General features: G+C 48.1%; 22 protein-coding genes. 13 read left to right on the plus strand and 9 right to left on the minus strand.

Translation table 11 applies throughout. The features are described from left to right. The first annotated feature begins 114 nt into the window (after nt 1-114). Together MTO69_RS15740 and MTO69_RS15745 are read left to right on the plus strand one after the other, a co-directional pair. Nucleotides 115-1,611, plus strand: coding sequence for a hypothetical protein (locus tag MTO69_RS15740; RefSeq protein ID WP_248335410.1), 1,497 nt, complete (start codon nt 115-117; stop codon nt 1,609-1,611). Next, nucleotides 1,583-3,166 carry a GGDEF domain-containing protein gene (locus MTO69_RS15745; RefSeq protein WP_248335413.1) on the plus strand — a complete coding sequence of 528 codons (1,584 nt, stop codon included), beginning with the start codon at nt 1,583-1,585 and terminating at the stop codon, nt 3,164-3,166. The genes MTO69_RS15740 and MTO69_RS15745 overlap by 29 nt, the downstream gene beginning before the upstream one ends. 11 nt (nt 3,167-3,177) lie before the next feature. On the opposite strand, the gene MTO69_RS15750 is transcribed toward MTO69_RS15745, so the two are convergent. Further along, the gene (locus MTO69_RS15750) at nt 3,178-4,062 is read right to left on the minus strand and encodes a DMT family transporter (protein ID WP_248335415.1); all 885 of its coding nucleotides are present in this window, start codon (nt 4,060-4,062) and stop codon (nt 3,178-3,180) included. A 139-nt stretch (nt 4,063-4,201) separates the two neighbouring features. Here MTO69_RS15750 and MTO69_RS15755 point away from each other — a divergent pair, with 139 nt between their 5' ends. Together MTO69_RS15755 and MTO69_RS15760 are read left to right on the plus strand one after the other, a co-directional pair. Then, the gene (locus MTO69_RS15755) at nt 4,202-4,588 is read left to right on the plus strand and encodes a DUF3302 domain-containing protein (protein ID WP_248335417.1); all 387 of its coding nucleotides are present in this window, start codon (nt 4,202-4,204) and stop codon (nt 4,586-4,588) included. Continuing rightward, nucleotides 4,588-5,718, plus strand: a complete 1,131-nt coding sequence (locus tag MTO69_RS15760) for an HlyD family secretion protein (protein WP_248335419.1) — start codon at nt 4,588-4,590, stop codon at nt 5,716-5,718. Before MTO69_RS15755 ends, MTO69_RS15760 begins: the two co-directional genes overlap by 1 nt. Nucleotides 5,719-5,780: 62 nt before the next feature. On the opposite strand, the gene MTO69_RS15765 is transcribed toward MTO69_RS15760, so the two are convergent. Beyond that, complete coding sequence (locus MTO69_RS15765) at nt 5,781-6,137, minus strand: acyl-CoA synthetase (RefSeq protein WP_248335420.1); 357 nt, start codon at nt 6,135-6,137, stop codon at nt 5,781-5,783. A gap of 201 nt (nt 6,138-6,338) precedes the next feature. Here MTO69_RS15765 and MTO69_RS15770 point away from each other — a divergent pair, with 201 nt between their 5' ends. From MTO69_RS15770 to MTO69_RS15785, 4 genes are all read left to right on the plus strand, one after another. Further along, entirely contained in the window at nt 6,339-7,238 is a 900-nt protein-coding gene (locus MTO69_RS15770) for a DMT family transporter (RefSeq protein ID WP_248335422.1), read from the plus strand. 281 nt (nt 7,239-7,519) lie between these two features. Continuing rightward, entirely contained in the window at nt 7,520-8,950 is a 1,431-nt protein-coding gene (locus MTO69_RS15775; protein WP_248335424.1) for a methyl-accepting chemotaxis protein, read from the plus strand. A 137-nt stretch (nt 8,951-9,087) separates the two neighbouring features. Beyond that, on the plus strand, nt 9,088-9,528 hold the full coding sequence (locus tag MTO69_RS15780; protein ID WP_248335426.1) for an acyl-CoA thioesterase: 441 nt from the start codon (nt 9,088-9,090) through the stop codon (nt 9,526-9,528). A gap of 73 nt (nt 9,529-9,601) precedes the next feature. Continuing rightward, nucleotides 9,602-10,306 carry a DUF445 domain-containing protein gene (locus tag MTO69_RS15785; protein ID WP_248335428.1) on the plus strand — a complete coding sequence of 235 codons (705 nt, stop codon included), beginning with the start codon at nt 9,602-9,604 and terminating at the stop codon, nt 10,304-10,306. A gap of 57 nt (nt 10,307-10,363) precedes the next feature. Here the strand turns inward: MTO69_RS15785 and MTO69_RS15790 are convergent, their stop codons facing one another. From MTO69_RS15790 to MTO69_RS15815, 6 genes are all read right to left on the minus strand, one after another. Beyond that, nucleotides 10,364-10,840: an Lrp/AsnC family transcriptional regulator gene (locus MTO69_RS15790; protein ID WP_176289884.1), complete on the minus strand. Its 477-nt coding sequence runs from the start codon at nt 10,838-10,840 to the stop codon at nt 10,364-10,366. 99 nt (nt 10,841-10,939) lie between these two features. Then, nucleotides 10,940-11,173, minus strand: coding sequence for a hypothetical protein (locus tag MTO69_RS15795; protein ID WP_248335430.1), 234 nt, complete (start codon nt 11,171-11,173; stop codon nt 10,940-10,942). Nucleotides 11,174-11,340: 167 nt separating this feature from the next. Further along, the gene (gene putP, locus MTO69_RS15800; RefSeq protein ID WP_248335432.1) at nt 11,341-12,828 is read right to left on the minus strand and encodes a sodium/proline symporter PutP; all 1,488 of its coding nucleotides are present in this window, start codon (nt 12,826-12,828) and stop codon (nt 11,341-11,343) included. Nucleotides 12,829-12,899: 71 nt separating this feature from the next. Beyond that, nucleotides 12,900-13,598, minus strand: coding sequence for a 1-pyrroline-5-carboxylate dehydrogenase (locus MTO69_RS15805; protein WP_248335434.1), 699 nt, complete (start codon nt 13,596-13,598; stop codon nt 12,900-12,902). A gap of 22 nt (nt 13,599-13,620) precedes the next feature. Then, nucleotides 13,621-16,740, minus strand: coding sequence for a bifunctional proline dehydrogenase/L-glutamate gamma-semialdehyde dehydrogenase PutA (putA, locus tag MTO69_RS15810; protein WP_248335435.1), 3,120 nt, complete (start codon nt 16,738-16,740; stop codon nt 13,621-13,623). Nucleotides 16,741-16,927: 187 nt separating this feature from the next. Then, nucleotides 16,928-17,743: an AraC family transcriptional regulator gene (locus MTO69_RS15815; protein WP_248335436.1), complete on the minus strand. Its 816-nt coding sequence runs from the start codon at nt 17,741-17,743 to the stop codon at nt 16,928-16,930. A gap of 492 nt (nt 17,744-18,235) precedes the next feature. Here MTO69_RS15815 and MTO69_RS15820 point away from each other — a divergent pair, with 492 nt between their 5' ends. The 3 genes from MTO69_RS15820 (at nt 18,236) to MTO69_RS15830 (ending at nt 22,330) form a co-directional block, all read left to right on the plus strand. Beyond that, entirely contained in the window at nt 18,236-19,333 is a 1,098-nt protein-coding gene (locus MTO69_RS15820) for a PEGA domain-containing protein (protein ID WP_248335437.1), read from the plus strand. 140 nt (nt 19,334-19,473) lie between these two features. After that, nucleotides 19,474-21,300, plus strand: a complete 1,827-nt coding sequence (locus MTO69_RS15825) for an SUMF1/EgtB/PvdO family nonheme iron enzyme (RefSeq protein WP_248335438.1) — start codon at nt 19,474-19,476, stop codon at nt 21,298-21,300. 316 nt (nt 21,301-21,616) lie between these two features. Continuing rightward, complete coding sequence (locus MTO69_RS15830; RefSeq protein WP_248335439.1) at nt 21,617-22,330, plus strand: helix-turn-helix transcriptional regulator; 714 nt, start codon at nt 21,617-21,619, stop codon at nt 22,328-22,330. 20 nt (nt 22,331-22,350) lie between these two features. Here MTO69_RS15830 and pdxH read toward each other — a convergent pair whose 3' ends face one another. Next, a complete protein-coding gene (pdxH, locus tag MTO69_RS15835) occupies nt 22,351-22,986 on the minus strand; it encodes a pyridoxamine 5'-phosphate oxidase (RefSeq protein WP_248335440.1) in 636 nt (211 codons plus the stop codon). 212 nt (nt 22,987-23,198) lie between these two features. Here pdxH and MTO69_RS15840 point away from each other — a divergent pair, with 212 nt between their 5' ends. Together MTO69_RS15840 and MTO69_RS15845 are read left to right on the plus strand one after the other, a co-directional pair. Continuing rightward, on the plus strand, nt 23,199-24,590 hold the full coding sequence (locus tag MTO69_RS15840) for an HlyD family type I secretion periplasmic adaptor subunit (RefSeq protein WP_248335441.1): 1,392 nt from the start codon (nt 23,199-23,201) through the stop codon (nt 24,588-24,590). A 79-nt stretch (nt 24,591-24,669) separates the two neighbouring features. Beyond that, nucleotides 24,670-25,311, plus strand: a complete 642-nt coding sequence (locus MTO69_RS15845) for a transglutaminase-like cysteine peptidase (protein ID WP_248335655.1) — start codon at nt 24,670-24,672, stop codon at nt 25,309-25,311. Nucleotides 25,312-25,313: the final 2 nt, after the last annotated feature.

A 25,313-nucleotide genomic window follows, 5' to 3' on the forward strand; every position in this document is an offset into this window, starting at 1 on the left:
TGACGAGTGCCGTTAAACCGTAGCTGTTTTACCATTTTTTGTAGAGTTGACTCTTTAGCTATTCATATAATGCAAACAGGGTACTGAGGCACTAGGCAGTAAAGGACTGATTCATTGGATAAAAGCCAACGACTGTTAGAAGTCGAAATAGAGCAAATTAAGAGCAGAATAGAATCCGACCCAGAAAAAGTTTGGGCGATCGCCGAGCAGTGTGCGTCGCGTTCTGCACAAATCCTCTATCCAGAAGGCGAAATCCAGTCACTTGTTATTATGTCTCGTTGCGCTTGGTGCACCATGGATTACCGCAAAGGGCTCAAGTACATCAAAGAGGCGCACAGTAAGCTCAACACTCTCGATACCGACGATCTGCTCCCCGAAATCTTGCATATCCATGCACTCCACTACTGGGGTCAAGCCAAATACTATTCCGCGCAGCAATACTGGATTAACGCTCTTGAGCAATCAGCACTGGTAGACGAAGAAGAAGTGCAGCTTGAAGCGCTGATTGGACTCGGCAATGTATGGCGCATCACCCATGAGTATGACTTAGCGCGAACCACACATGAACTGGCCGTGACCGTCGCCAACAGTGCTCGAATCGGATGGCTGGAAGGTAAGGCGCGTATCTTGCTCGCCTGGGATCACTACCTACTCAAAAATTATGTCGAAATGCTGTCGGTTCTCGATGGCGCCGCCGAAGCGCTCAAAGATCATCATGATAAAACCTGGCAAGCAGAAGTGTGGGATTTTCGTGGCCTTGCACTACTTGGGCTTGAACGGATCAAAGACGCCGAAGAAGCCACCCAAAAGGCGCACGACTTGGCCATGCGCCACGACTTAGTGTGGATGAAGGCTCATTCTTACATCAGTCGAGCTCGGGTAGAACTGCTACGTAAACAGCCGCAGAAAGCCGCAGAGCTGCTGGTCAAAGCCGAGCAGTCTGCGGTCAACTTCGATAACGGCGAACTGCTCTCTCAGATCTGTTTCCAGCAATCTCGTGTTGCCGAAGAGTCTGGCGACCACAAGCGGGCGCTGAAAGCGTTTCGCAAATATCGCAAGCACGCCACCGATATGCTACGTGAGCAAACAGCGCGTGTCAGCAACGATAAGGCCCGAGCTTCGAAAAGACAACTTGAGCAACGGGCGCGCAAGCTGATTAATCGAATTCGTGGTCAACATGAGTTTGATCCAGACAAACAGCTTAGCCAGATGGTGTCCGAAACCTATTGGTGGGAGCAGTTAGTGCTGTTTAAAACCGAGCTCAAGCGCTCGAATCACTCGGTGATTGTTATCCAACACGCTGACAGCAATTATATTCAAGTCTGTACCGAGCTGGCGCACTCTATGTGTAATAAGCAGGATTTGCTGTCGCGCCTGAGTAGCGACCGATTGGGTATTTTACTCGCAGAAAAAGGCGACGAAGCCCTCAGTGTGTTCCACATCTTGGCCAAAATGATCGAACTTTATCCTTGGCACAGAAAAGGATTAACCAGCGAACTGCCGAAAGTGGTCTATCACGATATTCTTTCTTTCCCATTTACCCTAGACCAACTCGAAGAAAGCCAGAGACAGGAAGAACAACATGGAAGCATTGTTAAAGAAAATTACTGACTCCGGCCTAGACGCGACTTCGGTTAGCGGTGAAGAAGCGTTAATTTTTTGGAATCACGTACGCCAGCACGTCGCCACCACAACGCAAGAAAAAGCTCAGTGTTTGATCATCAGCGCTGAGTTCCGCTCTGAACTGAGACAGTTGCAAACCAGTATCGATGAACTCAATGAGGCCCTCTCCTTTCTGACGCTACCGCAGGACGCGGAACTGATCCTCGAAGTTCGCTCTGGTCTCGCCGAACGTCTGGTAGAAAACGGCGACTTTCATGGCGCTCTCAACCAATTTATTAAGTCTTCCACCATCGCTGTCGATAATGGCTTTATCGATGCCTATGTGTTGGCCGTTTTAGGCATGGGAAATCTGTGTGATGCCTACGGCGACCACAATCGCGCGCTGCGTTACTACCAAAAAATCGACAGCATTGATCACGCCATCAGCAGCCGCTCTCTGCGCTTGCGTTATAAGCTGCATATGCTGGCGTGTTACATAGAGCTCAATCGCACCACCGCAGCCAACGACCTGGTCAAAGAGTGTGAAGAACTCAGCATCCTAGTCAGTGATAAAGTACTTTCCGGCCAGATTTTACTCTACCAAGCAAAGATCTATCGTCAAACTCAACAACTCGACTTGGCGATGCAGTGTTTGAGTAATGTGCAATACACAGCGGGCAACATTCACTCGAACTGGCTATCAAACATGATTCGGTTAGAGCTCGCCTACTGTTTGAGCGCAAAGAACAAGTCACATATCTCCCGTTGGTTGCTCGAATCGACGAAGAAGCGAATTCGTCTTTACGCATCCCCGGTGCTCAGCCTTAAGCTCTATAACTCTCTCGCCGCGGTATGTGAAGAGAGCGGCGACTTTCAAGGGGCGCTCAACTATGAAAAGCAAGCCTACCGCATCGAAAGTGATCTGATGAAAAAAATCCCAATTGGTGAGCTTGGTGCTAGCCAGTTGCGTCGCTTGTCTCGTTTTGAATTGCAACTAAAGCTCATATTGTCGGAACAAGAAAACCGTGAATTGAAAGAGACCACTGAGAGTCAAAAACATACGGTGGCACAGCTGCAACAGGATGTGTTTACTGACCCACTGACCAGTTTGCACAATCGCCGCTGGTTGGATGTAAAGCTGAAAGACTTACTGCTGCACGACGTTCCTTTTGCGCTCATGGTGGTCGATATCGATCACTTTAAATCGATCAACGATGAACTGAGCCACTTGGTGGGTGATAAAGCGATCGTCAATGTTGCCGCTGAGCTTCATGCCTACTTTAAGTTTCGCGGCGCTTCATGTGTGCGCTTTGGTGGGGAGGAGTTTCTGGTTATTTTAGAACGCTCAAATCTAGAGCAAGCGAAAATGCATGCCGAAGCCTATCGTGAACGCATCTTTAACTTTGGATGGCAAAGCATACTAGGAGAACGCGGGCTGACCGTCAGTATCGGGATTACCTTGCATCGAGAGGGAGAAAACACCCAGCGCACCTTTTATCGAGCCGACAAAGCGCTTTATCGCGCCAAGGCCAACGGCCGAAATCAAGTGTGCACTGAGCAATAATTGCCTGTTGTTTACCGAATAAAAAACAGAGAGACCCCGACAAGAGCCAACAGTGTGCCAAACAGAGCCCTTCGGGTTATACGTTGGCCTTTCACCGCATAAATCACCAACATAAATAGCGGGCTGGTCGCTATCAGTGTTTGCGCAACCGCAGGATTAGCGTATTTAAGGGCCACTTGCTGTAGCCAAAGGGCTAAAAAGGTACCAACAAAAATCGCGGCCATAAGCCAAGCAAAATTGTGACGACTCAGCGAACGCAAATTTTGATTTAGCGCTTTAAACGGTTGACGCTCAACAAAACTTATCACCACAACCAACGCCATAACGCCGGCCATCAACCGAATCAGTGCGCCAAAGAGCGGCGCAATATCGCCTGCCACCAATGCATAATGAGAGATCACCACCCCGCTTGCTTGGCAGACGCTCGCCAACAGACCAAAGCCCACGCCCGACCAGTTTACCGCTTGACCATCGTTATGAAATACAACCATAGAGACGGCGAACGTGGTAACGATAACGCCGACCCAGCTTTGCAGGGGTAATACACTACCAAGCGCCACCAACGCCAACACTCCGGACAACGGAGGAGCCAGTGATTCAAGTAGCAAGGTTTTGTTCGGGCCGATCCGTTTAAGCGAGGCGAAATAAGCGCTATCTCCGATGGCAATGCCAAGAACACCTGAAAAAGCCAATACAGAAAAATGCAGCCACGAAAGCGTCAGTTCACTAGCAGGAGCCAAAGGCAGCAAAAGCAGCATCATCACCGAAGCAATCACCCCTTTTACGATGTTAAGCTGCAGCGCACTAAATCGATGGCTAAACTGGCTATAAATCCACGTAGCCAGTGCCCAAACAAACGCAGCGCCGACCGATGCTATCTCTCCTTGATACGGCATCTTCATTCCCAGAAATTCTCAACTATTGGTCACAAGACTATAACATTTGCGTGTCTAATGTATTGTTTTTATTCCTATACTTTGTATTGGAATAGACGTACTCTTCGATATGCTCACTGTTTAAGTAAGGAACCTCACCATGTTTTTGGACTACTTTGCGCTTGGACTCTTGATCTTCGTCGCTCTGGTTATTTTTTACGGCATTATTGTCATCCACGACATTCCCTATGAGATCGCCAAAGAACGCGAACACCCTCATCAAGACGCCATCCATTATGCTGGCTGGGTCAGCCTATTCACTCTCCATGCTCTCTGGCCTTTTCTGTGGATTTGGGCGACTTTATGGCGCAAAGAGCGCGGCTGGGGCTTTCAAAAACTCGAGGCTGAGCAGCACGACATTCATCACCGGGTTGATGCTCTCATTGACCAAGTGGCTCAGCTAAAACAAGAGGTGAGCGATCTTAAGCAAAGTCAAAAGGACTCAACTGCAACTCACACAGCGAACACGAATGAGGAGAACAAATAATGGATTTACTACTCATTCTGACCTACACCGCCATTTGTATCGCCATCTTTAAAGTCTTCAATATTCCGTTGAATAAGTGGACCGTCCCCACAGCGGTACTAGGTGGCGTAGTCTTGATCGGCACCTTGATCTTGCTGATGAACTACAACCACCCTTTCACTCAAATTGGTAATCAAGTGTACTCGACCACCCCAATCGTTTCTGGCGTGCGTGGGCGTGTTATCGACGTGCCGGTAGAGCCGAACACACCGCTGAAACAAGGTGATGTGCTGTTCACCATTGATCCTATCCCCTATCAAGCCGAAGTGGCGAAAAAGCGCGCTCAAATCAAAGAGGCGAGCCAAGGCGCGCTCGGGCTTGAATCATCTTATCAGGAAGCATTAGCGGCTCAATCCAAAGCAATAGCAGAACGCGACAAAGCACAACGCGAATTTGACCGCTATCAACGCGGCTTCGACAAAGGCGCCTTTACCGAGCAACAACTCGACACCCGTCGCCAAGCCTATAAAGCTGCCGAGTCGAGCGTTAACGTTGCAACCGCTAAAGTTGAGCAAGCTCAGTTGGCACTGGACTCAGAAATCGGTGGCGAGAACACTACCGTTGCTCGCTTGCTAGAAGAGTTGCGTCAAGCTGAGTTTGATTTGGAGCAAACCGTGGTTCGAGCGCCAACCGACGGTTTTGCCACTCAGTTGGCTCTAAGACCAGGGGTGATGGCGGTGCCTCTGCCACTCGCACCGGTAATGACCTTCGTTCACAGCGAAGAACTTTATTATACCGCTGCGTTTAGACAAAACTCCCTTCAACGCCTGCAACCAGGCTATGAAGCTGAGTTTTTGTTCAGAGCGCTACCAGGGAAAGTCTTTAAGGGCGAAGTGGTTGAAATCATCCCCGCCATTGGCGAGAGCCAGTTTCAAGCGCGTGGAGCGTTACTCGGCACTGCTGCACTGCGAACCAGCGGGCGAGTGTTTGTCAAACTTAAAATTACCGACGACATGACGCCATACAACTTACCACTCGGTACTGCGGTTGAAGTTGCCGTGTACTCTGACAAGTTCACTCATGTTTCAGTCATGCGCAAAGTATTGATTAGAATGAAGAGCTGGCAAAACTATCTCTATCTTGATCACTAAGAACGAAAAAAGCCTAGAAGTTTTTCTAGGCTTTTTTATCTCTTTTATCTCTCGAACCTCGATTAGGCAAGATTGAGAAACAGTTCGTCGTCCGTCATGTATTTGTGTTTATTGCCCAAGTTTCGTACGTGCATAAACATAAAATCTGGGAAGCCCGGTGCTAGCAGATCATTCGGTTGCCAAACAATGCCGCCGACAAACACGTAGCGGCCTTGCTTCTCCTCATCGTGACATGGGTTGTTGAGTTCTGTAGATAATTCCGGGCGTACACCTTCAACCACACATACAATTTGCCCCTTAGCGACACCAATAACTCGTTTCACTAAGTTTGCTTTGACGCCACACTTCCATGCTTGACGTGTCGCCATTTCAAATCCGTGCTTTCTCACGCTTTTGTGAATATTGACGATGAGATTCATAACCACTTATCTCTAATGTTCAAACATCAGTCTAGATTATGGCTTGCCGCTAATAATTACGACCGAGGAGTTCATCTTTTTTCTCACCAGATGAAAATCGCTGATAAAAACATCACGTCTAAGCAGGAATTATTCCACCAGATTGTTATTGCTTACTCGACTTTTTTGATTCACATTAGGTTAACATTTTAGGGGATTGATATGAGTGCATCGAGTTTTCTTCGCTTGCTTTGTCTAGCGGCCATCTGGGGTGGTTCGTTTCTATTTATGCGCATTGCCGCAAATACCTTCGGCCCAGCGTATTTAATTGAGTTTCGCGTTGGGTTTGCCGCACTTAGCTTGTTTATGGTTGCCTTGTACCTGCGCCGTAAACTCGCCTTTAGGCAGCACTGGCAACATTTCATGACGATTGGTCTTTTTAATACCGCATTACCTTTTTTGCTTTTTGCTTACGCCGCGCAGTCACTCAATGCCTCTACTTTATCCATTCTCAATTCCACTGCGCCCATCTGGGGCGCGCTGATTGCCGCCATCTGGTATAAAACCCGGATCACCGCGCGCGTTGCGTTAGGGATGGCTTTGGGGCTGTCGGGGGTAGCAACGTTAGTCGGTTTTGATTCTACCACTATGAGTGGCGAGTCACTGTGGCCTATTGGCGCCAGTCTTCTGGCCGCATTCAGCTATGGGATTGCCACAAACTACACCAAAGGCGCACCAAAAATTGCGTCGTTCGACAATGCGCATGGCAACATGTGGGCAGCCACCTTACTTATCGTTCCTCTACTGCCCTTTATCCCAATGCGCGCAGCACCAACACAGGTTGAAATCCTCTCTGTCGTGGCATTGGGCGTTATCTGCACTGGAGCAGCTTATCTGCTCTACTTTCGCTTGGTCGCGGATGAGGGCGCGACTTCAGCCCTCTCTGTCACCTTTCTTATTCCGGTATTCGGCATTGTCTGGGGCGCGGTTATATTAGACGAACCCATTGGTTTCAATACTTTATTTGGCACCGCGCTGGTGTTAGCTGGCACTATGTTGGTTACCGGATTTAGGCTAAGTCGGTTACTCGACCGTTCCCAACCAGAGCAAGCCGCCTCTTAACCCAACCAATCGTAGCGATAGCAGAGCAAAAAATTACTGCTATCATTTTTATACGTTGTACAGATAAACACTTGCAAGGTTGGCAATGACTGAAGGTGCACTGGTGGCCGCTGACAGCAAAAACAAGATCAGAGTCACAAAGTTAAAACAAAGATTCACATACCTTGCAAATCATTGCGACTTAACACTCATAATTCTGGCGTTTTGACCGATAAATTAACAGATGTATTACTAGCCAATCTCAATTAGCCTTCCGGCATAGGCGGAATAGGAATCCCAATATGAAAGAAGTTGAATTTCGAACGATAGACCGACTGTTTATCAAAATGTCCATCAATGACAAGATGTGGGTCATTTTTGCACTGTTTTTGATCTCAGTGGCCACGATAGCCGGTGGCAGATATGTACACACGCTCAATGCATTCGAACAAAGTACCCTGCAAGCAGCCGAACATAAGCTTGAAGGTGCCATTGCGGTCGGCACTTCCGAGACGCTTTCTGCTTGGAGAGAAATTCAACCAGTGAGCCGTAAGATGCCCGCCAACTACGACCAAGGACTCGCAATGGTTTCGGCTGTGGCCAAAGATGGCAAAGCCTACCAGCTCACCCTCGATAAACGCGCTGAGGCTCAGCAAGTTAAATCACAAGCGATTACCAGCCTCGCGCTCAGCTTTATTTGGGCTATCCCATTTGCCATCTTTACTTACTGGGTAGCGACCTTTATTGGTGGTGCGCTTTGGGTGCTGTACACCACCACGCAGCGTATCGGTGAAGGCGATCTCACGTCACGTCTTGGCTTCCATCCAGGTCGTGATGAGTTTGGTACCATTGGTTGTGCGCTCGACAAAGCGATGGACACACTCACTGAGCTGGTCGTAACGGTTAAGCAGAATGCGACCACCATGAGCGAGACCTCATCTTCATTTGAGCAAGAGATGAAAACCAGTGAGTCTCAGATCAGTCAGCAGTACGCCTCTTTAGACTCTGTTGCGACTGCGATGGAAGAGATGACAGCGTCAGCGAAAGAAGTCACCAATATCTCACAGCAAGCCACCGCGCAAACTGAAAACGACTCACAGCATATTGAGCAAAGCTATCAACGAGTTCGCTCTGCGATCAGTGAAATCACCAAACTGTCGGATTATATTGCTCAAGCCTCACAGTCCGTAGCAACGCTTACCGAGAACACCACTCAGATTAACGAAGTGATCACCACCATCAACGCCATCTCAGAGCAAACCAACTTGCTAGCGTTGAATGCAGCCATCGAAGCGGCCCGTGCTGGTGAACAAGGACGTGGCTTTGCCGTGGTTGCTGACGAGGTTCGAACTCTTGCTGGCCGCACTCAGGCAGCGACGGTAGAGATTCAAGCCATGATAGAGAAGTTGCAATCAGAAACTCACAGCATTGCTTCCATCACCGAACAAACCGTGAGCCAAGCGCAAACGAGTAGTGAACTCGTCGCCGATATCGGCAATGATGTTCAATCGATCTCCGAGTCTGCACGCTCACTGATGGACATGAGCATTCAAATCTCAACGTCAGCCGAAGAACAAAGTGCAGTGGCCAATGATATTGCCTCCGAACTCAGCGATATTCGCAACCAGTCCAACACCATACGCAGTGTCGCCGAGCAATCTTCGTTGGGCGTCGCCAACTTGACCAGAGCATCGGTGTCACTGGCCAATATCCTCAAACAGTATCGTACCTAATCATGCAAAGGGCCTCAGGGTCCTTTTTTATTGTCCTCTCTTAATTCAATGTCTGGCTGATCACATTTTGTTAACAACTGGCATGCATCACCATTAAAACAATTTAGACTAATTGCTCCAACACAAGGAGACACAACATGGACGATTTACTTGCCGATTACCCGGTGATCACTGAGATTCCCGTTGCCTGGGGAGAGATGGACGCGCTACAACACGTCAATAACGTCGTTTATTTCCGCTATTTTGAGACCGCTCGTCTCGACTACTTCAAGCAGATCGATTTACTGGTCAACCTTAAAGAAAGCCAAATTGGCCCTGTACTCGGCCATACTGAGTGTAAATACATCAGACCGGTGACGTTTCCAGACACCTTGTTGATCGGCTCGCGAGTGGTGGACTTGCAACAAGATCGCTTCACCATGGAGTACCAAATTGTCAGCAAGCGCCAAGGTAAAGTGACCACCCAAGGGCGAGCGACCTGTGTGATGTTTGATTTCAAAAACAACAGCAAAGCCGACCTCCCCGATAGCGTTAGGCAAGCCATTGCGGATGCTGAAGAAAGGCGCAACAACGTATAGAGAATAGGTGTCACTGTCGATTTAACTTGGTATATACTGCGCCCATTGTTAAACCCATGACTTTACGCTTAACATGAACAAAAGTTTACTGACTAATCTTATTGCCTTGGCCCTGCTTGCTGGTGGCTATCAAGCCGACAATCAAATTGCTTTCTATGCGGGTCTGTTTGCTTTTTCTGGTGCAATCACTAACTGGCTTGCCATCCATATGCTGTTTGAAAAGGTGCCCGGATTGTATGGCTCAGGCGTCATTCCGGCCCGTTTTGAGCAGTTTAAGACCGCAATTAAAACCTTGATGATGGAGCAATTTTTTACCCAAGCGAACATCGATAAGTTTTTAAGCAGTGAAATGGCAGGCGGCGCGACACTAAACTTAGAACCCGTTCTGGAAAAAGTAGACTTTAACCCTACTTTCGATTCACTGGTCGAGGTGATCGCTAACTCTTCTTTCGGTGGGATGCTGGCCATGTTTGGTGGTACAGAAGCCCTGCAACCACTCAAACAACCGTTTGTGGAAAAGATGCAAGAGTCGATTGTCGAGATTAGCCAAAGCGACGCGGTCAAACAGGCGCTAAAAGAGCAGTTTGAAGCCCCCGCTATGATGGAAGAGATTCAGGTCAACATCGAGAACATTATCGATCAGCGTTTGCGCGAATTGACGCCAAAATTGGTGAAAGAGATGGTGCAGAAGATGATCAAAGAGCACTTAGGCTGGTTGGTTGTCTGGGGCGGCGTGTTTGGTGGCCTTATTGGTGTCGTGTCTTCATTCGTTGCCTAGTCCACCCATTTACAAGGGAAGCACAACGGCTTCCCTTGTTGGTTAAGCTAGACATCTCTAGAGTTTAGCAATCAAGTCTGCATTCACACCAAAACTGGTCTTGTGCTCCTCAATCACCACCTCACTTCGAGTCTGAATAACGCCAGGCAGAGTGCCAAGTTTTGCCGACATAAAATGCTGATAAGCTTTCATGTCCTTAACTCGAACTTTGATCATGGTGTCAAAATCACCAGACAGTGAATAACACTCTTCAATCTCCGGCATATCCGCCACCGCTTCAGCAAACTTCTCAAAAATTGAAAAGCTGGTTTGATCAAGACGAATATGAATGAAAACTTGTACGTCCAAGCCCAATTTTTCAGGATTGAGCTCCGCGTGATAACCCGAAATATAACCTTCTTTTTCAAGACGTTTGACTCGGTCTGAGCACGGAGAGGTGGTCAAATTGACCTGTTTGGCGAGCTCAACAATCGGTAAACGCCCTTTAAGATTGAGCGCGCGAAGGATCTCTTTGTCGATACGATCTAAAGTCATGAATAGCCCAAATGCTAGCCTAACGAATTGGGCTCTATTCTAGAGGAAAAGCGGTAACAGTGAAGAGTGGTGGCGACAGATAACCACCAAGATGTGAGCTTATGCGATTTTTGCGTCAGTGAACGCGTTGCTCACTGGAGTCACTTCGGTTTGGCTGTTGCACACACGACAAAATGCCTGCTTTTCCATTTTCACGTAGTGATCGCCTTGGAATAGTGTTGAGAAGAAACAAGCCATGCTCTTCATCACCGAATCATGTTCAACTTCGCAGCGTTTCATCACGACTTTATGGTGCGTTGTTTTATTACAACAATGGCAGTGCATTTGTGGCATGTTCGTCTCTCCTTTTACTCTCGTTACTGATAGTCGACACATTGTGGAAGAGAGAGTTCACTAAATTCAAACAATAGTTTAGAAAACGTGAGATATGTTCAAAAAATGGGCGTTATAAACGAGAAAAGCCCCGAAAGTCGGGGCTTCATTAGCGAAATGGCGTCGATCTAGTCAAGTTCTGCCAATTGCTTCTTAAAGGTAGCATGCTGAGATTTCACGCTCTGCTCTGGTTCACCTGTCAGCAGACTCACCACAATAATGCTCAAGGTTGAGAAGATGATTCCTGGAACAATCTCGTAAACATCGAACCATCCGCCTGATAGTTGCTTCCAAACCACGATGGTAATACCACCGACCACAATACCAACAAGGGCACCATTACGGTTCATGCGTTCCCAGTACAGGCTAAGCACCAAGGCAGGACCAAATGCGGCACCGAAACCAGCCCACGCGTAAGAAACCAGACCCAGAACAGAACTGTCTGGTGTCATTGCTAGCACCAAGGCCACAACCGAGATACCAATCACAGCGATACGGCCAACAAGAACGATTTCTTCCGACGTCGCGTCTTTCTTAAACACTTGCTTGTAAAAGTCTTCGGCCAGTGCTGAAGACGACACCAACAACTGTGAGTCAGCAGTACTCATAACCGCAGCTAAGATAGCAGCAAGCAAAATACCTGCGATCACAGGGTGGAACAGTGAGTTAACCAATAGCATGAAGATTTTTTCGCCATCGTCGACCGTCACACCTGAGTTGGTCACGTAAACCAGACCCACCAGGCCAACCAGCATCGCACCTAGCATAGAGAGTGCAGTCCAGATAACCGCGATGCGACGTGCTGTCGTCAAATCTCTGTTCGAACGAGACGCTTTGAAACGAGCTAAGATATGCGGCTGACCAAAGTAACCTAAACCCCATGCCACAAGTGAGATAATGCCGATCGCCGACAATGGTTCACCTTTAGAGTCTTGCCATAAGGTTAACAATTCAGGGTTAATATTCGCTAGGTCGCTGCTAAGCTGGCCAAACCCGCCTTCTAATGCCGCAATAGGCACAATCAGCAGAGCGGCTGCCATTAGCAGACCTTGCACCAGGTCGGTCCAGGATACTGCAAGGAAGCCACCAAACAGGGTGTATGAAACCACACAGACTGTGCCGATGATTACCGCGGTGGTGTAATCCAAACCGAATACGGTTTCAAACAGTTTACCGCCAGCCACTAGACCCGAACTGGTATAGAAAAGGAAGAAAAGAAGAATGAAGAAAGCAGAAATAACCTGAATCATCTTCGAGTCATCGTTGAAACGGCGTGATAGGAACTCTGGCAAGGTCAGCGCGTCAGTGGTGATACTGTAAGTACGCAGACGCTTTGCATTGATGAGCCAGTTGAGCCAGGTTCCCGCGAGTAAGCCACCCGCTAGCCAGAATGCTTCAATACCAGCCGCATAGGCGTAACCGGGTAAGCCAAGTAGCAACCAGCCACTCATATCTGAGGCACCCGCAGAAAGTGCTGCAGGCCAAGGTCCAAGTGAGCGACCGCCAAGAAAATAATCGCTTGAGCTTTTCGTTCGTTGATATGCGTAAACGCCGATTGCGAGCATCATGATCAGATACGCAATAAACGTGGTCGTAATAGCAAAGCTATTTTCCATGTGATTTGTCCTCTCTAATAATATCGCCTTCCATGATTGCCCTCTTTACCAGAGGGCAGGCCAAAGAAGAGTTAGTGGGTTTCGTTACCAAGCTCAAGCAAGGTCGCGTTACCACCCACTGCTGTTATATTTATTGTGCGGGTACGCTCTGTAATAAAACGGAGCGCTAAGTGAGGATCGTGGGCAACAGGAATGTTGACCAGATCCGTTTCGGACGTCAGGCTAACGATCGCGCCTGAGCGTTTCGCCAATTGTCGGTTGAGGGTTTTCTCAACCTGCTCATTACCAACGTATCCAATACTGCGTACATCCGACTCGAGCAACTGATGATAAGCATCAAGTGCAACGAACTGTACTAAATGGGTTGGCAGTGAAGACTGCAAAAATGCCGTCTCAAGCGCTTGACTTAACTCGGCATCATCACTGCATAAGATCACGGTGTTTCCTGCGATCAAAGCGGCAGTCATCTGCGCGACCACGGCTTGCTTAGCCGACGTTTGCTCATCATCTTGGATGACAAGCGCTACACCACGCCCTGCGGTGTAGAGTTCGTTGGTTTCTCCAGTAGGCCCAACCAATTGATGCGTTTCCGCCAGCAACGCCGACGCTTGCTCAATGTGATAAGACACCACCGAGGCCAACTCAGGCTGAACCTGTTGTAGAGCCTGTTTAAAAGCGAGCAAACACTCACTTTTTGAATCAAAATCGGTCAGATTCCAGTTTTCCCAAGCTGAAAAAGCATCAGCAAAACGAGTGACTTGATGAACCATGATTATTTCTCCTCGCCTTTAATTAAGAAAACTGAGTTTGAGTGAAGCGGTATAGGTAATGAGGACCACCCGCTTTAGGCCCAGTGCCTGAAAGCCCTTGACCGCCAAATGGCTGAACACCCACAACCGCACCCACTTGATCACGATTGATGTAGCAGTTACCGACTCGGGCGTGTTTTTCAATCCAGCGGTAGGTGGTTTCATTTCGGCTATGAATGCCCATCGTCAAGCCAAATCCGGTTTGGTTGATTTGCTCGACCACTTGATTGAGCTCACTGGCTTTAAAACGCACTATGTGCAGAATCGGACCAAACTGCTCCTCTTTGAGCACTGAGATGTCACGAATTTCAAACGCCGTTGGCGCAACAAAATCACCGTACTCATGCTCTTGCGACAAAGCTAGCTGAGCGACTTTTTTCTCACTGGCACTCATCTGTTCGATATGAGCCATGAGTTTGTTTTTCGCATTCGCATCGATAACTGGCCCCACATCGGTTGAGTGCAAGTAAGGTTTGCCGACACTTAACTCCTGCATCGCGCCTTGAATCAATGCAACGATTCGGTCTGCAATATCTTGTTGGACATACAACACGCGCAAGGCACTACAACGTTGACCCGCAGAGGCAAACGCTGAGCGAATCACATCACGAACGACTTGCTCTGGCAGTGCAGTACTGTCGACGATCATCGCATTCTGCCCACCCGTTTCGGCAATAAACGGTACCGGCGCTGCGTCGCGCTCAGCCAAAGTTTGATTGATGCGCTGCGCCGTCGCTGTGGAGCCGGTAAACGCCACGCCCGCAATGGCAGGGTGTGACGTCAAGGCCGAGCCAATTTCGGCGCCGCGACCAGTCAGGAGCTGAATCGTGCCCGCAGGGAAGCCTGCATCTTGCATCAACTCAACAGCTCGAGCCGCAATTAAACTGGTTTGTTCAGCAGGTTTAGCGACCACGGTATTGCCCGCCACCAACGCCGCGGTGACTTGACCGAGGAAAATCGCCAATGGGAAGTTCCAAGGGCTAATACAAACGAACACACCACGACCTTGGCGCACCACTGTGCGGTTTTGACCGTCAAAACCCTTTAGCGCCAACTCACCCAGTGCGTCGACTTGCTTGGCGTAGTAACGACAGAAATCGACCGCCTCTCTTACTTCGTCAATGCTGTCGTGAATGGTTTTACCCGCCTCTTGGTGACACAAGGCCACCAACTCGGCTAAGTGCTCTTCAAGTAAGTCAGCGAGCGTCTCGAGTTTCTCTGCGCGCTCTGCTTTTGCTGTGGCTTGCCAAGCTGGGAAAGCGTGCGCTGCCCCTTCTATCGCAGCGGAAACATGATCAAGGTTAGCGAAAGCCACCTTGCCAACTTCTATACGTCGGTCGAATGGTGCCGTTACGATTTCAACGTTGGTCGATTCCTTGATCATGCTTTCGGCGAGTGCTTCGCCGTTAATCACAGGTCCAGCTTGCCATTGTTGGTTTAGGAAGCTTTCCACCTCATGTTCAAAAGGTTTTGCTTCGCTTTCAACATCGACATTCACGCCCAGTGAGTTTTTGCGCTCCGGGAAAATCTCAGTCGGCAGTGGGATGCTAGCGTTATTGAGGGTATCGAATGCCAGTAGCATATCCACCGGATGCTGAGTCAAACTCTCGATAGGACAACGAGCGTCAACCAATCGGTGCACAAAAGAACTATTCGCGCCATTCTCAAGAAGTCGTCGAACCAGATATGGCAGTAAATCTTTATGGCTACCTACCGGCGCATAAATGCGAACAGACTGTTTGTAGGCGCTCATGGCGTGATTGTACAGCGAGTCACCCATGCCATGTAAACGTTGGAATTCAAAATCTTTATGGCTCGCCATGACGGCAATTGATGTAACAGTTTGCGCATTGTGGCTAGCAAATTGTGGGTAAATGTTGCCACGTACATGCTCACTAAGAAGGAAACGTGCGCAGGCCAAATACGCTACATCCGTCGCTTCTTTACGCGTGTAGACTGGATAGTTCGCATAGCCCGCTTGTTGTGACCACTTGATCTCGCTGTCCCAGTACGCACCTTTAACAAGACGCAGTGGGATCAGGTCACCTTGCTCTTTGGCCAAAGCGTTTAGCCAAACAAGGACAGGAAGCGCACGCTTCGAGTAAGCCTGAATCACAAGACCGAATTTACCCCAGCCTTGCACCAGTTCGCTGCGATACACCTTTTCAAACAGCTTTAACGACAGCTCTAGACGGTCAGCTTCCTCGGCATCAATGGTAATCGCGACATCAAGCTCTACTGCTCGACGCAACAACTGTTGCAGGGTGTCGTAAAGCTCAGTCATCACCCGCGCTTCATTCGCGACCTCATAACGCGGATGCAGTGCAGACAACTTAATCGACACAGACGGATCAGGGCTGGTTTCAAGACCATAGGTATCACGACCCACCGCTTCGATCGCCATTAGGTAATCTTTGAAATATTTGTTCGCATCGGCTGTGGTCAGTGCCGCTTCACCTAGCATATCGTATGAGTAGGTAAAGCCTTTATCACGCATGCTTTTGCCATTTTTCTGCGCTTCAGCGATAGTGCGTCCTAACACAAACTGGTGTCCCATCACTTTCATCGCTTGATGCATCGCTTTACGAATAACCGGCTCAGACATTTTGTTCACTAGACGATTCACGGCGCTGACTGGGCTTTGTGTCTCATTTTCAGACAGTCCAACCACTTTGCCAGTGAGCATCAAACCCCAAGTTGACGCGTTAACAAAAACAGAATCTGAGTTTTTCAGATGTGATTTCCAATCGGCTACCGTCAATTTGTCGCGAATCAATGCATCGGCAGTCGCGGCATCAGGAATACGCATTAATGCTTCGGCCAGACACATCAACAAAATACCCTCTTGGGTATCTAGACTGTACTCGAGCAGCAGGGCGTCGATCATCTGAATCGATTTCTTGTCGGCACGAATCGCTTTGATCAGATCGCTGGTCTTCTCGGTAATTTGTTGTTTTTCGGCATCCGTTGGCGTCGCCAAAGGCAGCAATTGGTTTAGCCATTGCGACTCATCCACCATGTATAGTGGTGAGATCAATGACCAAAGCTTGCTAAGCGGCTGCTCAACAAACTCAGCATTTAACACATCAGTTGCTGTAAACATGCGTTTTCCTCAATCTCAGACCTGAAATCATTCCAGGTTTCCTACAATGGCGAGCAGTGTATTTTGAGCTTGAGAAGATTACTTGTCAAAAACTCCGAGTTTTTTGCTAAAAACTCTGATTTTTAACAAAACAAATACAGAGTCACACTCAAACGAGCAAAACTTTATAGCGAAAACGTTAGCTTATTTAACCGAATTGTTTCTTGTACTGGGAAGGTGACATGCCCTGAAGACGGGTAAAAGAGTGAGTAAAGGTGCTTTGCCCTGAGAATCCGGTGAACTCTGCGACCTGACCCAAAGTCAGATTTCCTTGTTCAATTAGCTGCTTTGCCATATCAATGCGCTTGCCAAGTACATACTGATGCGGCGTAATGCCCATTTGCTCTTTAAACAGTGAGTGGAATTGGCTTTCACCGAGGAATACGCTGCCCGCCAATTGAGTGACCGAAATTTTTTGACTCAGATGTTGCTCGATATAGCGGTCGATGGCCTCTAGATCAAAGCGTGACTCTTTGCGCGAAGTTTCGAAGGCCGACATATGACGCTGCATCAGGGCGACAACCGTATCGTTACATGCTCGGCTAAGTAACAGATCATCAGGATTAGCCTGCATTTCTGCCACCAACATCTGGATCAGTTTTTGAATCTGTCCATCGAGCTTGAAGTAGGTATCCTTCTGATTCAGCTCGTTGAGACGTTGCAGCATCAGTGGATCCCCTTGCTGAGGAACAGGCATATTGAGCACCAATATATCCGATTGTCCCACCACGCCGCCAAACGCATGCCCAGATCCCGAAGTCACGACGCAGCCTTGCCCAGGGCCAACCAAATTTCCGTGTCCACTGACTTCAAACTCTGCTTGTCCCTTTAAACCGATCACCACTTGAGTGTAGTGATGATCATGGCATTCCATGTAAGAAGGCAGCGTGATCAGTTGCGCAGGTCTTGGCGACAATTCTTTGGCAGTGGAAGCTTCACTTTGCGTTTTATTGGCACGAGACATAGCGGCTCACAGAAAATTTATTCGTCGGTTTGTGCATGGTATACCAAAAGTGATGCAACTCGAAATTCATATTGATAAGCTATCAAATAAGTTTCATTGAGCAACTTAACCATAGCTTTTAGCCCCCCTAGATGGTGATTAAAAAACCACCAACCAAACCACCGGAAGAATGATCAAGCGCACATAAATTACGGCTCATGTCACTTCTATCCACATTACCCATTCTCGATCAAAAATCTTTGCTTGCATATTTCTTGAATGCGCCCAAAATGGAGTATGTATTAGATAGGTTTATCTCGAATTATGATAAGCTTAGGTAACGCTCTCTGAGAGTAGAGTGAAAGAAGTGGAAGAAATAGACCTTTGCAAGGCATCTGAGCAATGGACTGTCAAAAGTTTGTCTTTTTCCTAATGTAAGTAGCATATTTTGTTGATATGCACTGATTTGATTTTTTACATTGGTTGTTTAAACGTTAATTGTTGCAGGGACTTATGATCATACGTCGCATCCCAGCGCTTTTGCTTGCGCTAAGCCCTATTTGGGTTTCGACTTCGATTTTTGCACAAGAAAGTGTACAGGCTGATCCTGTTGCTCAAATCGAAACTAAATTAGAAACTAAAGAAGCTGAAATGGGCACTATGGCTGCAGAGTTCAACTCTGAAGCTGAGCGTCTCCAACAACTTCAAAACGAAGAAACTAAGCTAAAGCGCCAAGAGCAAGAGCTCAACGCTAAGCGAAACCGTGCTAAATCCGCTCTGGACAAACAGTATAACCGTCTCCTTGATGATCCAGAGATTGATCTAGTGTCTTTTCAGAAAGCGTATCAAGATGCGTGGGCCGAGGTTAAGGATAACCAGAACGCCATTCTTGAGAATCAACAAGCGATCACTGAAAGCGAAATGCGTTTGTCGCAAATCAAACAGAAACAAGCGCGACTCAACAGCGAGCTCTCTTATCTGCAAGAGCAAAAAGTAGAGGCGCGAGTGAAACGTTTGGCGGCTGAGCTGCGTGAAAGTGACGTACTGGAAACCAGCTACAAAACCACCTGTTCATCAACCATGACACTCGGTGAATGTACTAGCCAAGGCCACTACTTAACCAAGCAGAAAGCGGTTAAAACCTTTAAAGCTCAGCTGATGGACCGCTTAACCGAATCTAACATTGCGAAACAAAACGCCAAAGGCGTCCAGCTCAATGTTCATGTTCAAGAGAACCAAGTGATTCGCTCTGGCTTTGAAGGCAATAACAGCTATTACACTGAAATGCGTTCTCAGTTGCAAGCACGACCAGAAGCATCAGCGGCCTGTAAGCTACTTGATGTTTCATCTCGCTACTGTTTGAAAGGTGAACAAACCGCTGACACCAGCAAGCAAGATAAGAACTGGGTTAATGTGACTGTTCGCTCAGACCAATACGATGATTCTGTCGTCATCAACGGTATCAACTATGGCAGCACACCGGTAGAAGTCGTTCTACCGCGTGGTGAACACCAAGTCACGGTATCTAAAAACGGCTTTGAAACCTACAACCGCGTGATTAGTGTCAACACCAACGACACGGTTTGGGTCAAACTTCGTCCAAGTGGCTAATGATTGAATTACCAATCTGACTCACAAAGATGAACGAAAGCGCCATTTTGATCCTAAGTTATTCATTGATAACTTAAGACAAAGTGGCGTTTTCGTTTAGAATAAGTCCACTAATTAATATGAGATGTAGAAGAAAGACAATGCGTCCAGGTTTATCCGCACTTTTGCTAGCATTATCGCCATGTTTAATGTCGTCTCCAGCCTTCGCTGATGAAGGTCCTTTGTCATTGATACAGATTGATGATCAGTTATTTACTAAACATGACGAATTAAACAGCGCGCGACAAGCGAAAGACGAGCAGCAGGCTCTACTCGATCAAAAACAAGCTGACCTTAGTTCACTCGACCAAAAAGCGAAAACGCTCGACAAAGCGTTTAACGATGCGAAACAAAAGCTCGACTCTGATTATCAACGTATGATTGATGACCCTAGCATTGATATTGTGGCCTCCCAGCAAGCCTACCAAGATGCTTGGTCTGCAGTGAAACAAAATCAAAAAGCGCGCCTAGCCGCTGAACAAGCCGTCGAAGAGCAACGTGCCGTGGTGGCAACTCGCCAAGCCGAACTTGAAGCTATTGAGCAAGCAATTGCCGGGTTAGATGAGAGTAAACTACGTGCCCGAGTGGACCAGCTAAAAAGCGAACTGACACAGCCTAACTCCGTCTCAGTTAGCTTTACCAACCGTTGCCAACCATCGATGACACTGTCTCAATGTGACCAGCAAACTCGCGAGTTGGCGCTACAAAAAGCGGTCAAGCAGTTCCGCGCAGAAATCGTAAACCAAACCAGTGAAAGCACTTTGGTGAAACGCAACATCAATGATGCTTCACTCAATATTCATGTGCTTCGCCATGCCACCAAACAAGCCGGATTCTATGACGGCGTGCGCTACCGAACCATCATGGATGTCGAGCTAGAAGCACGCCCTAAAGAGACCGTCGCGTGTCAATTGCTACAGGTTGACAACCAATACTGTTTTGCTCCCGGTGTAGACAGCAGCAAGCCCCTTCCTGTCGATCAAGAAATTGCTTGGGTGACGTTATCACTGCGCTCTAACCAATATAACGACAGCGTGTTCATCGATGGCGTCTCTTATGGCAGTACCCCTGTCGAAGTGATGTTGCCAACCGGCACACATAATGTCTTGATTAAAAAAGAGGGATATCAGTCCTTCAGTCAGCAAGTATCGGTTAAGTCAGACACCTCTCTACGTGCAGTGTTGGCAGAAAAGGCTAACCCGCTTAGAGAAGGGACTAAGTTTGCTGATGGTATGGCGAACAAAAGGTCCGCCCCTGAGGTGATCACCCTGCTGCCAGGCAAGTTCTTTGTTGGAGAGCAAGGCTCTCGACAAGTTTACCTTGATCATGCTTTCGCAATTGGCGCAACACCAGTAACGGTTAGCCAATTCTCACTGTTTGTTGAGCAGACCGGATACCAAACCGATGCAGAGCTGAAAAACACTTGCACAGCGTTGGTTGAAGGTGAAGTGACACCGATTTCCAGCAGCAGCTGGCGCGACCCAGGCTTTAAACAATACCCGAATTCACCGGTGGTCTGTGTCAGCCAAAATGACGCCAAAGCCTATACAAACTGGCTGCGCAAACAGACAGGGGCATCTTATCGCCTACCCACCGAAGATGAATGGGAAGTGGCGGCTCGTGCCGGTAGCCAACAACAGTACTGGTGGGGCAATGACTTTAAACCAGGCGAAGCGAACACTGGTTGGAGTGGGACGCCGTGGTCGAACACCAGTACATCTCCTGTTAGTGCATTCCAGCCAAATCGCCTTGGCGTCTATGACAGTATCGGTAATGTATGGCAATGGACCAGCAGTCCACGTGGAATTTTGAAGGGCGGTGCGTGGAACTTTTCTCCTGATATGGCCGCAGCGGACAAGCAACTGTTCCTATCACCTTCCGAAGCGGCGAATTACGCCGGCTTCCGCGTCGTGCGAGACATTCGCTAACCGAACAGGGGGGATTTCCCCCCTTTCTTATTTAATTCAACAAGATACTATTACTGGTGAGCTTAAGCTTAGCCACTTAAGCTTGATATCTATTGATATGTCTATATCTCAGTGGTTTGTACTGAGTACATAGAACCTCTTCTACACGTCGACAAGAACTGACGTTCTTGTGTTTGCCAGTCATCCAAGGATGCCTGGCATTTTTTATGTTAGCCTTTGATGTTACCCCGCTAAATCTCCCCTCTCATCTAGCAAGGGCTGTGTTATGATACTCGCCTCGTTTAATAGCCTACCTATGCACAAGTGAAACGCTCAAGTGAAGCCACACCAGATCTCCCTGTTTAATCAATTGCCTGGGTATTGGGGATGCAAAGATCTTAACTCTACTTTTGTCTACGCCAACCTGGCTTACGCAAAGCTGATTGGCTTTGCCCATCCTGACGACTGTATTGGACTCACAGATCATCAAATGCCAAGCCCAACCACACGCTGCGCCGGCGACTTTGTCAAACAAGACCGCTATGTGATCGAGCATAAAACGCAGCTCAAAGTCCTCGACATTCACCCCTACCCCGACGGAACATGGCGTGCGCATATTTTTACCAAAACCCCTTGGTTTAACGATGATGGACAAGTACAAGGGACCATTTTCTATGGTCAAGAGCTGTCTGATACCGCGATTTTAGAGGTAGGACATTGGATCTGCCGCGCGACAGGTTTGTCTTCAGAGCAGACCATCGCTGCCGAAACGCCGGCTCGCAGCACCCTCAGCAGCCAACTTACCGACAGAGAATCGGAAGCGCTTTTTCTGCTGCTATATGGAAAAAAGCCCCATTACATCGCCAAGATTATGAATATCTCGGTCAAGACATTGGAAAGTTACGTGGTAAGACTGCGCGGTAAGTTCGGTGCACATTCGAAAGCGCAGTTGATTGAAATGGCATTAGAGCAGGGGTTTGGATCGCACATTCCCAAAACGCTACTCAAAACTCAAATTTCGGTAGCACTCAATAGTGAATACGCCGCATAAGCGGCGTATTATCAATGGCGTTAAGGCGCGAGTCTGTCTATCTGCCAAGCTTGCTGTTGTTTGGAGAATAGGAAGCGGTCGTGCAAACGGTGCTCCCCTCCCTGCCAAAACTCGATACTTTCAGGTTTGATTCTAAACCCACCCCAGAAACTCGGCACTGGGATCTCGCCAGCAGCAAACTTCTGTTTTAATTCAAGAAATTTACCTTCCAACACACCACGAGCAGATATTCGGCTACTCTGCTTGCTGGCAATCGCCGCCAATTGACTGCCTTTAGGACGCGAGGAGAAGTACTTCATGTTCTCCGCAGCGCTGAGTTTTTCTGCCACTCCGGTGATGTGAACCTGACGCTCTATCGGGTGCCAAGGAAAGTGCAGGCTAACTTTAGCATTGTGCTCAATGTGCTGAGCTTTACGGCTGCCTAAATTGGTGTAAAAAACAAAGCCGCGCTGGTCAACATCCTTGAGCAGCACAATTCTTTGAAAAGGCTGCCCGGTTTCATCGACCGTTGCCACCGTCATTGCTGTCGGGTCGGTGAGTTTTGCGTCAATGGCCTGCTGTAGCCACAAGTTGAACTGATCAACGGGATCCGCCAACAAATCTTTTCGGCGCAGTCCACCTTTACAATACTCACGGCGAATATCTTCAAGTTCCATCTGTTATCCTCGACGAAATTTTTTCATCGATTGTGCGCTCTAAATAGAGAGAACTCAAGCCCAAGCAACGTACAATGGCTACACTTTATAAAAACCGTCTATTAAACTGGCGGCAATCATCATTTGGATGATAAAAGCGATAGCAAATCCTTAACTTTTGCTGTCATGAGTAATAAAATCAATCAAATACCATTATTGAACAAGGATCACCCATGAGTAAGAGCAGTTATAACAAGCTTACTCCTGACGAGTTGGATTATGTCGACGACAAAACCGCTGCGTTATTACTGAATACACCAAATAGCGCCAGAGTTATGTTGTGGGTTATGGTGATCTTTTTCGTTCTGGCTGGGCTATGGGCCTCGTGGGCTGAGATCGACAAGGTAACGGTCGGACAAGGCAAAGTAGTACCGTCTTCGCAAATTCAGGTGGTACAAAACCTTGAAGGTGGTCTGGTTAAAGAGATATTGGTCCGTGAAGGCCAGCGAGTAGAGAAAGGTCAGCAATTGCTCCTGATTGATGACACCCGTTTCCGCTCTGATTATCGTGAACGTGAACAGCAAGTTGCCAACTTAACGGCCAGCGTATTACAGCTTTCTGCCTCGATCACCAGCGTCGTTATTGACGAGGAATTTGAAGACACCAACTGGCAAAGCGCGGTACAAATCAACCCCAACCGACTGGCCTTCCCACCTGTTTTGGTCGAATCACAACCTGATCTTGTCGCTCGTCAGCGCGCAGAGTATCGCCAAGACTTGGATAAATTGCGCAACCAACTGTCAGTCATCGACCAACAGGTGAAGCAAAAGCAACAAGATTTGGTCGAGATACAAGCGCGTGTCAGAAACCTTCGCGAGAACTACCGTTTTGCAGACAAAGAGCTGGAAATCACTCGCCCATTGGCAGAAGAGGGCGTAGTGCCTCGGATTGAACTGCTCAAACTTCAGCGTCAGGTGAACGATACTCGACGTGAACTGACCTCTAGCGAGCTGAAGATCCCGGTGATGAAATCCGCCATTCGTGAGGCCATGCTCAGCCGTATTGATGCGGCGCAAAAGTTTCGCTCTGAGCAGCAAGAAAAACTCAATCAGGCGCAAGATAAACTTTCATCATTGACAGAGTCGACTGTTGGCCTTGAAGACAGAGTAAACAGAACCATAGTGACATCACCAGTGACCGGCACGGTAAAAACGCTAAACGTCAATACAGTGGGCGGCGTAATTCAACCCGGGATGGATATTGTCGAGATTGTACCTAGCGAAGATACCTTACTGGTCGAGGCAAAAATTGCCCCGCAAGATATCGCCTTTTTGCGCCCCGAACTGCACACCATCGTTAAATTCAGCGCCTATGACTTTACCAAATATGGTGGCCTAGAGGGGACTTTGGAACATATCAGCGCCGATACCACTACCGATGAAGAGGGTAACAGTTTTTATTTGGTTCGAGTGCGAACCAAAGAGACCAGCTTAGATAAAGACAACTCGTTACCCATTATTCCGGGGATGACCGCCTCGGTGGACATCATTACTGGGAAACGCACTATTTTGGAATACCTGCTCAAACCGATTTTGAGCGCGCAGAACAACGCCCTGAAGGAGTAGGCATGGGTCAACACTTCGCTCAACACTCTAGGAAGCACGCTTGAAGGTGACGACCGTAGCCAAATGGCTGATTGCCTTGATGTTGCTGCTACTGGCCACCACAACCTCGTTTGCTCTTAACACCCAAGAGCAGCGCTGGGTTGACGCGGTCAGGAAAACCTATGGTTCTCGGGCAGCTCTTCGTGTCGAGACATGGCGTCGTGAAATGTCTCAATACGCCTCTCTATCTGAGCGAGATAAGCTGACTAAGGTCAACAACTTCTTCAACCAACTCAATTTCGTCAATGATATCAACCTGTGGGGTAAGAACGACTACTGGGCAACCCCACTTGAATTCTTAGGCAGTAACGCGGGCGATTGTGAAGACTTCACCATTGCCAAGTATTTTTCTCTGTTGGAGTTGGGTGTCTCTGATACAAAGCTGCGCTTGGTTTACGTTAAGGCTATTGAACTCAATCAGTTCCATATGGTGCTGGCCTATTACTCCAAGCCCAGTGCCGAACCGATTCTGTTGGACAACATTAATCCACAAATAAAACGGGCTTCAACTCGCCGAGATTTATTACCGATATACAGTTTCAACGGTAAAAACTTGTGGCTAATGAAGTCTAAGCAAGGTCAACTCGCAGGTAAATCCTCAAGGCTCAGCCTATGGAACGATCTGCGAGCGCGCGAGCGATCGCTGCAACTAAACAAACCCATAGTCAATTATGATGAGTAGGC

This window comes from Vibrio sinaloensis (assembly GCF_023195835.1).
In the GTDB taxonomy this organism is placed as follows: domain Bacteria; phylum Pseudomonadota; class Gammaproteobacteria; order Enterobacterales; family Vibrionaceae; genus Vibrio; species Vibrio sinaloensis_C.

What these genes read in the sequence shown, in the direction of transcription:
- MTO69_RS15745 (WP_248335413.1), top strand. Translation starts at nt 1,583, where the DNA reads ATGGAAGCATTGTTAAAGAAAATTACTGACTCCGGCCTAGACGCGACT.
- MTO69_RS15750 (WP_248335415.1), bottom strand. Translation starts at nt 4,062, where the DNA reads ATGCCGTATCAAGGAGAGATAGCATCGGTCGGCGCTGCGTTTGTTTGG.
- MTO69_RS15755 (WP_248335417.1), top strand. Translation starts at nt 4,202, where the DNA reads ATGTTTTTGGACTACTTTGCGCTTGGACTCTTGATCTTCGTCGCTCTG.
- MTO69_RS15760 (WP_248335419.1), top strand. Translation starts at nt 4,588, where the DNA reads ATGGATTTACTACTCATTCTGACCTACACCGCCATTTGTATCGCCATC.
- MTO69_RS15765 (WP_248335420.1), bottom strand. Translation starts at nt 6,137, where the DNA reads ATGAATCTCATCGTCAATATTCACAAAAGCGTGAGAAAGCACGGATTT.
- MTO69_RS15770 (WP_248335422.1), top strand. Translation starts at nt 6,339, where the DNA reads ATGAGTGCATCGAGTTTTCTTCGCTTGCTTTGTCTAGCGGCCATCTGG.
- MTO69_RS15775 (WP_248335424.1), top strand. Translation starts at nt 7,520, where the DNA reads ATGAAAGAAGTTGAATTTCGAACGATAGACCGACTGTTTATCAAAATG.
- MTO69_RS15780 (WP_248335426.1), top strand. Translation starts at nt 9,088, where the DNA reads ATGGACGATTTACTTGCCGATTACCCGGTGATCACTGAGATTCCCGTT.
- MTO69_RS15785 (WP_248335428.1), top strand. Translation starts at nt 9,602, where the DNA reads ATGAACAAAAGTTTACTGACTAATCTTATTGCCTTGGCCCTGCTTGCT.
- MTO69_RS15790 (WP_176289884.1), bottom strand. Translation starts at nt 10,840, where the DNA reads ATGACTTTAGATCGTATCGACAAAGAGATCCTTCGCGCGCTCAATCTT.
- MTO69_RS15795 (WP_248335430.1), bottom strand. Translation starts at nt 11,173, where the DNA reads ATGCCACAAATGCACTGCCATTGTTGTAATAAAACAACGCACCATAAA.
- putP (WP_248335432.1), bottom strand. Translation starts at nt 12,828, where the DNA reads ATGGAAAATAGCTTTGCTATTACGACCACGTTTATTGCGTATCTGATC.
- MTO69_RS15805 (WP_248335434.1), bottom strand. Translation starts at nt 13,598, where the DNA reads ATGGTTCATCAAGTCACTCGTTTTGCTGATGCTTTTTCAGCTTGGGAA.
- putA (WP_248335435.1), bottom strand. Translation starts at nt 16,740, where the DNA reads ATGTTTACAGCAACTGATGTGTTAAATGCTGAGTTTGTTGAGCAGCCG.
- MTO69_RS15815 (WP_248335436.1), bottom strand. Translation starts at nt 17,743, where the DNA reads ATGTCTCGTGCCAATAAAACGCAAAGTGAAGCTTCCACTGCCAAAGAA.
- MTO69_RS15820 (WP_248335437.1), top strand. Translation starts at nt 18,236, where the DNA reads ATGATCATACGTCGCATCCCAGCGCTTTTGCTTGCGCTAAGCCCTATT.
- MTO69_RS15825 (WP_248335438.1), top strand. Translation starts at nt 19,474, where the DNA reads ATGCGTCCAGGTTTATCCGCACTTTTGCTAGCATTATCGCCATGTTTA.
- pdxH (WP_248335440.1), bottom strand. Translation starts at nt 22,986, where the DNA reads ATGGAACTTGAAGATATTCGCCGTGAGTATTGTAAAGGTGGACTGCGC.
- MTO69_RS15840 (WP_248335441.1), top strand. Translation starts at nt 23,199, where the DNA reads ATGAGTAAGAGCAGTTATAACAAGCTTACTCCTGACGAGTTGGATTAT.
- MTO69_RS15845 (WP_248335655.1), top strand. Translation starts at nt 24,670, where the DNA reads ATGTTGCTGCTACTGGCCACCACAACCTCGTTTGCTCTTAACACCCAA.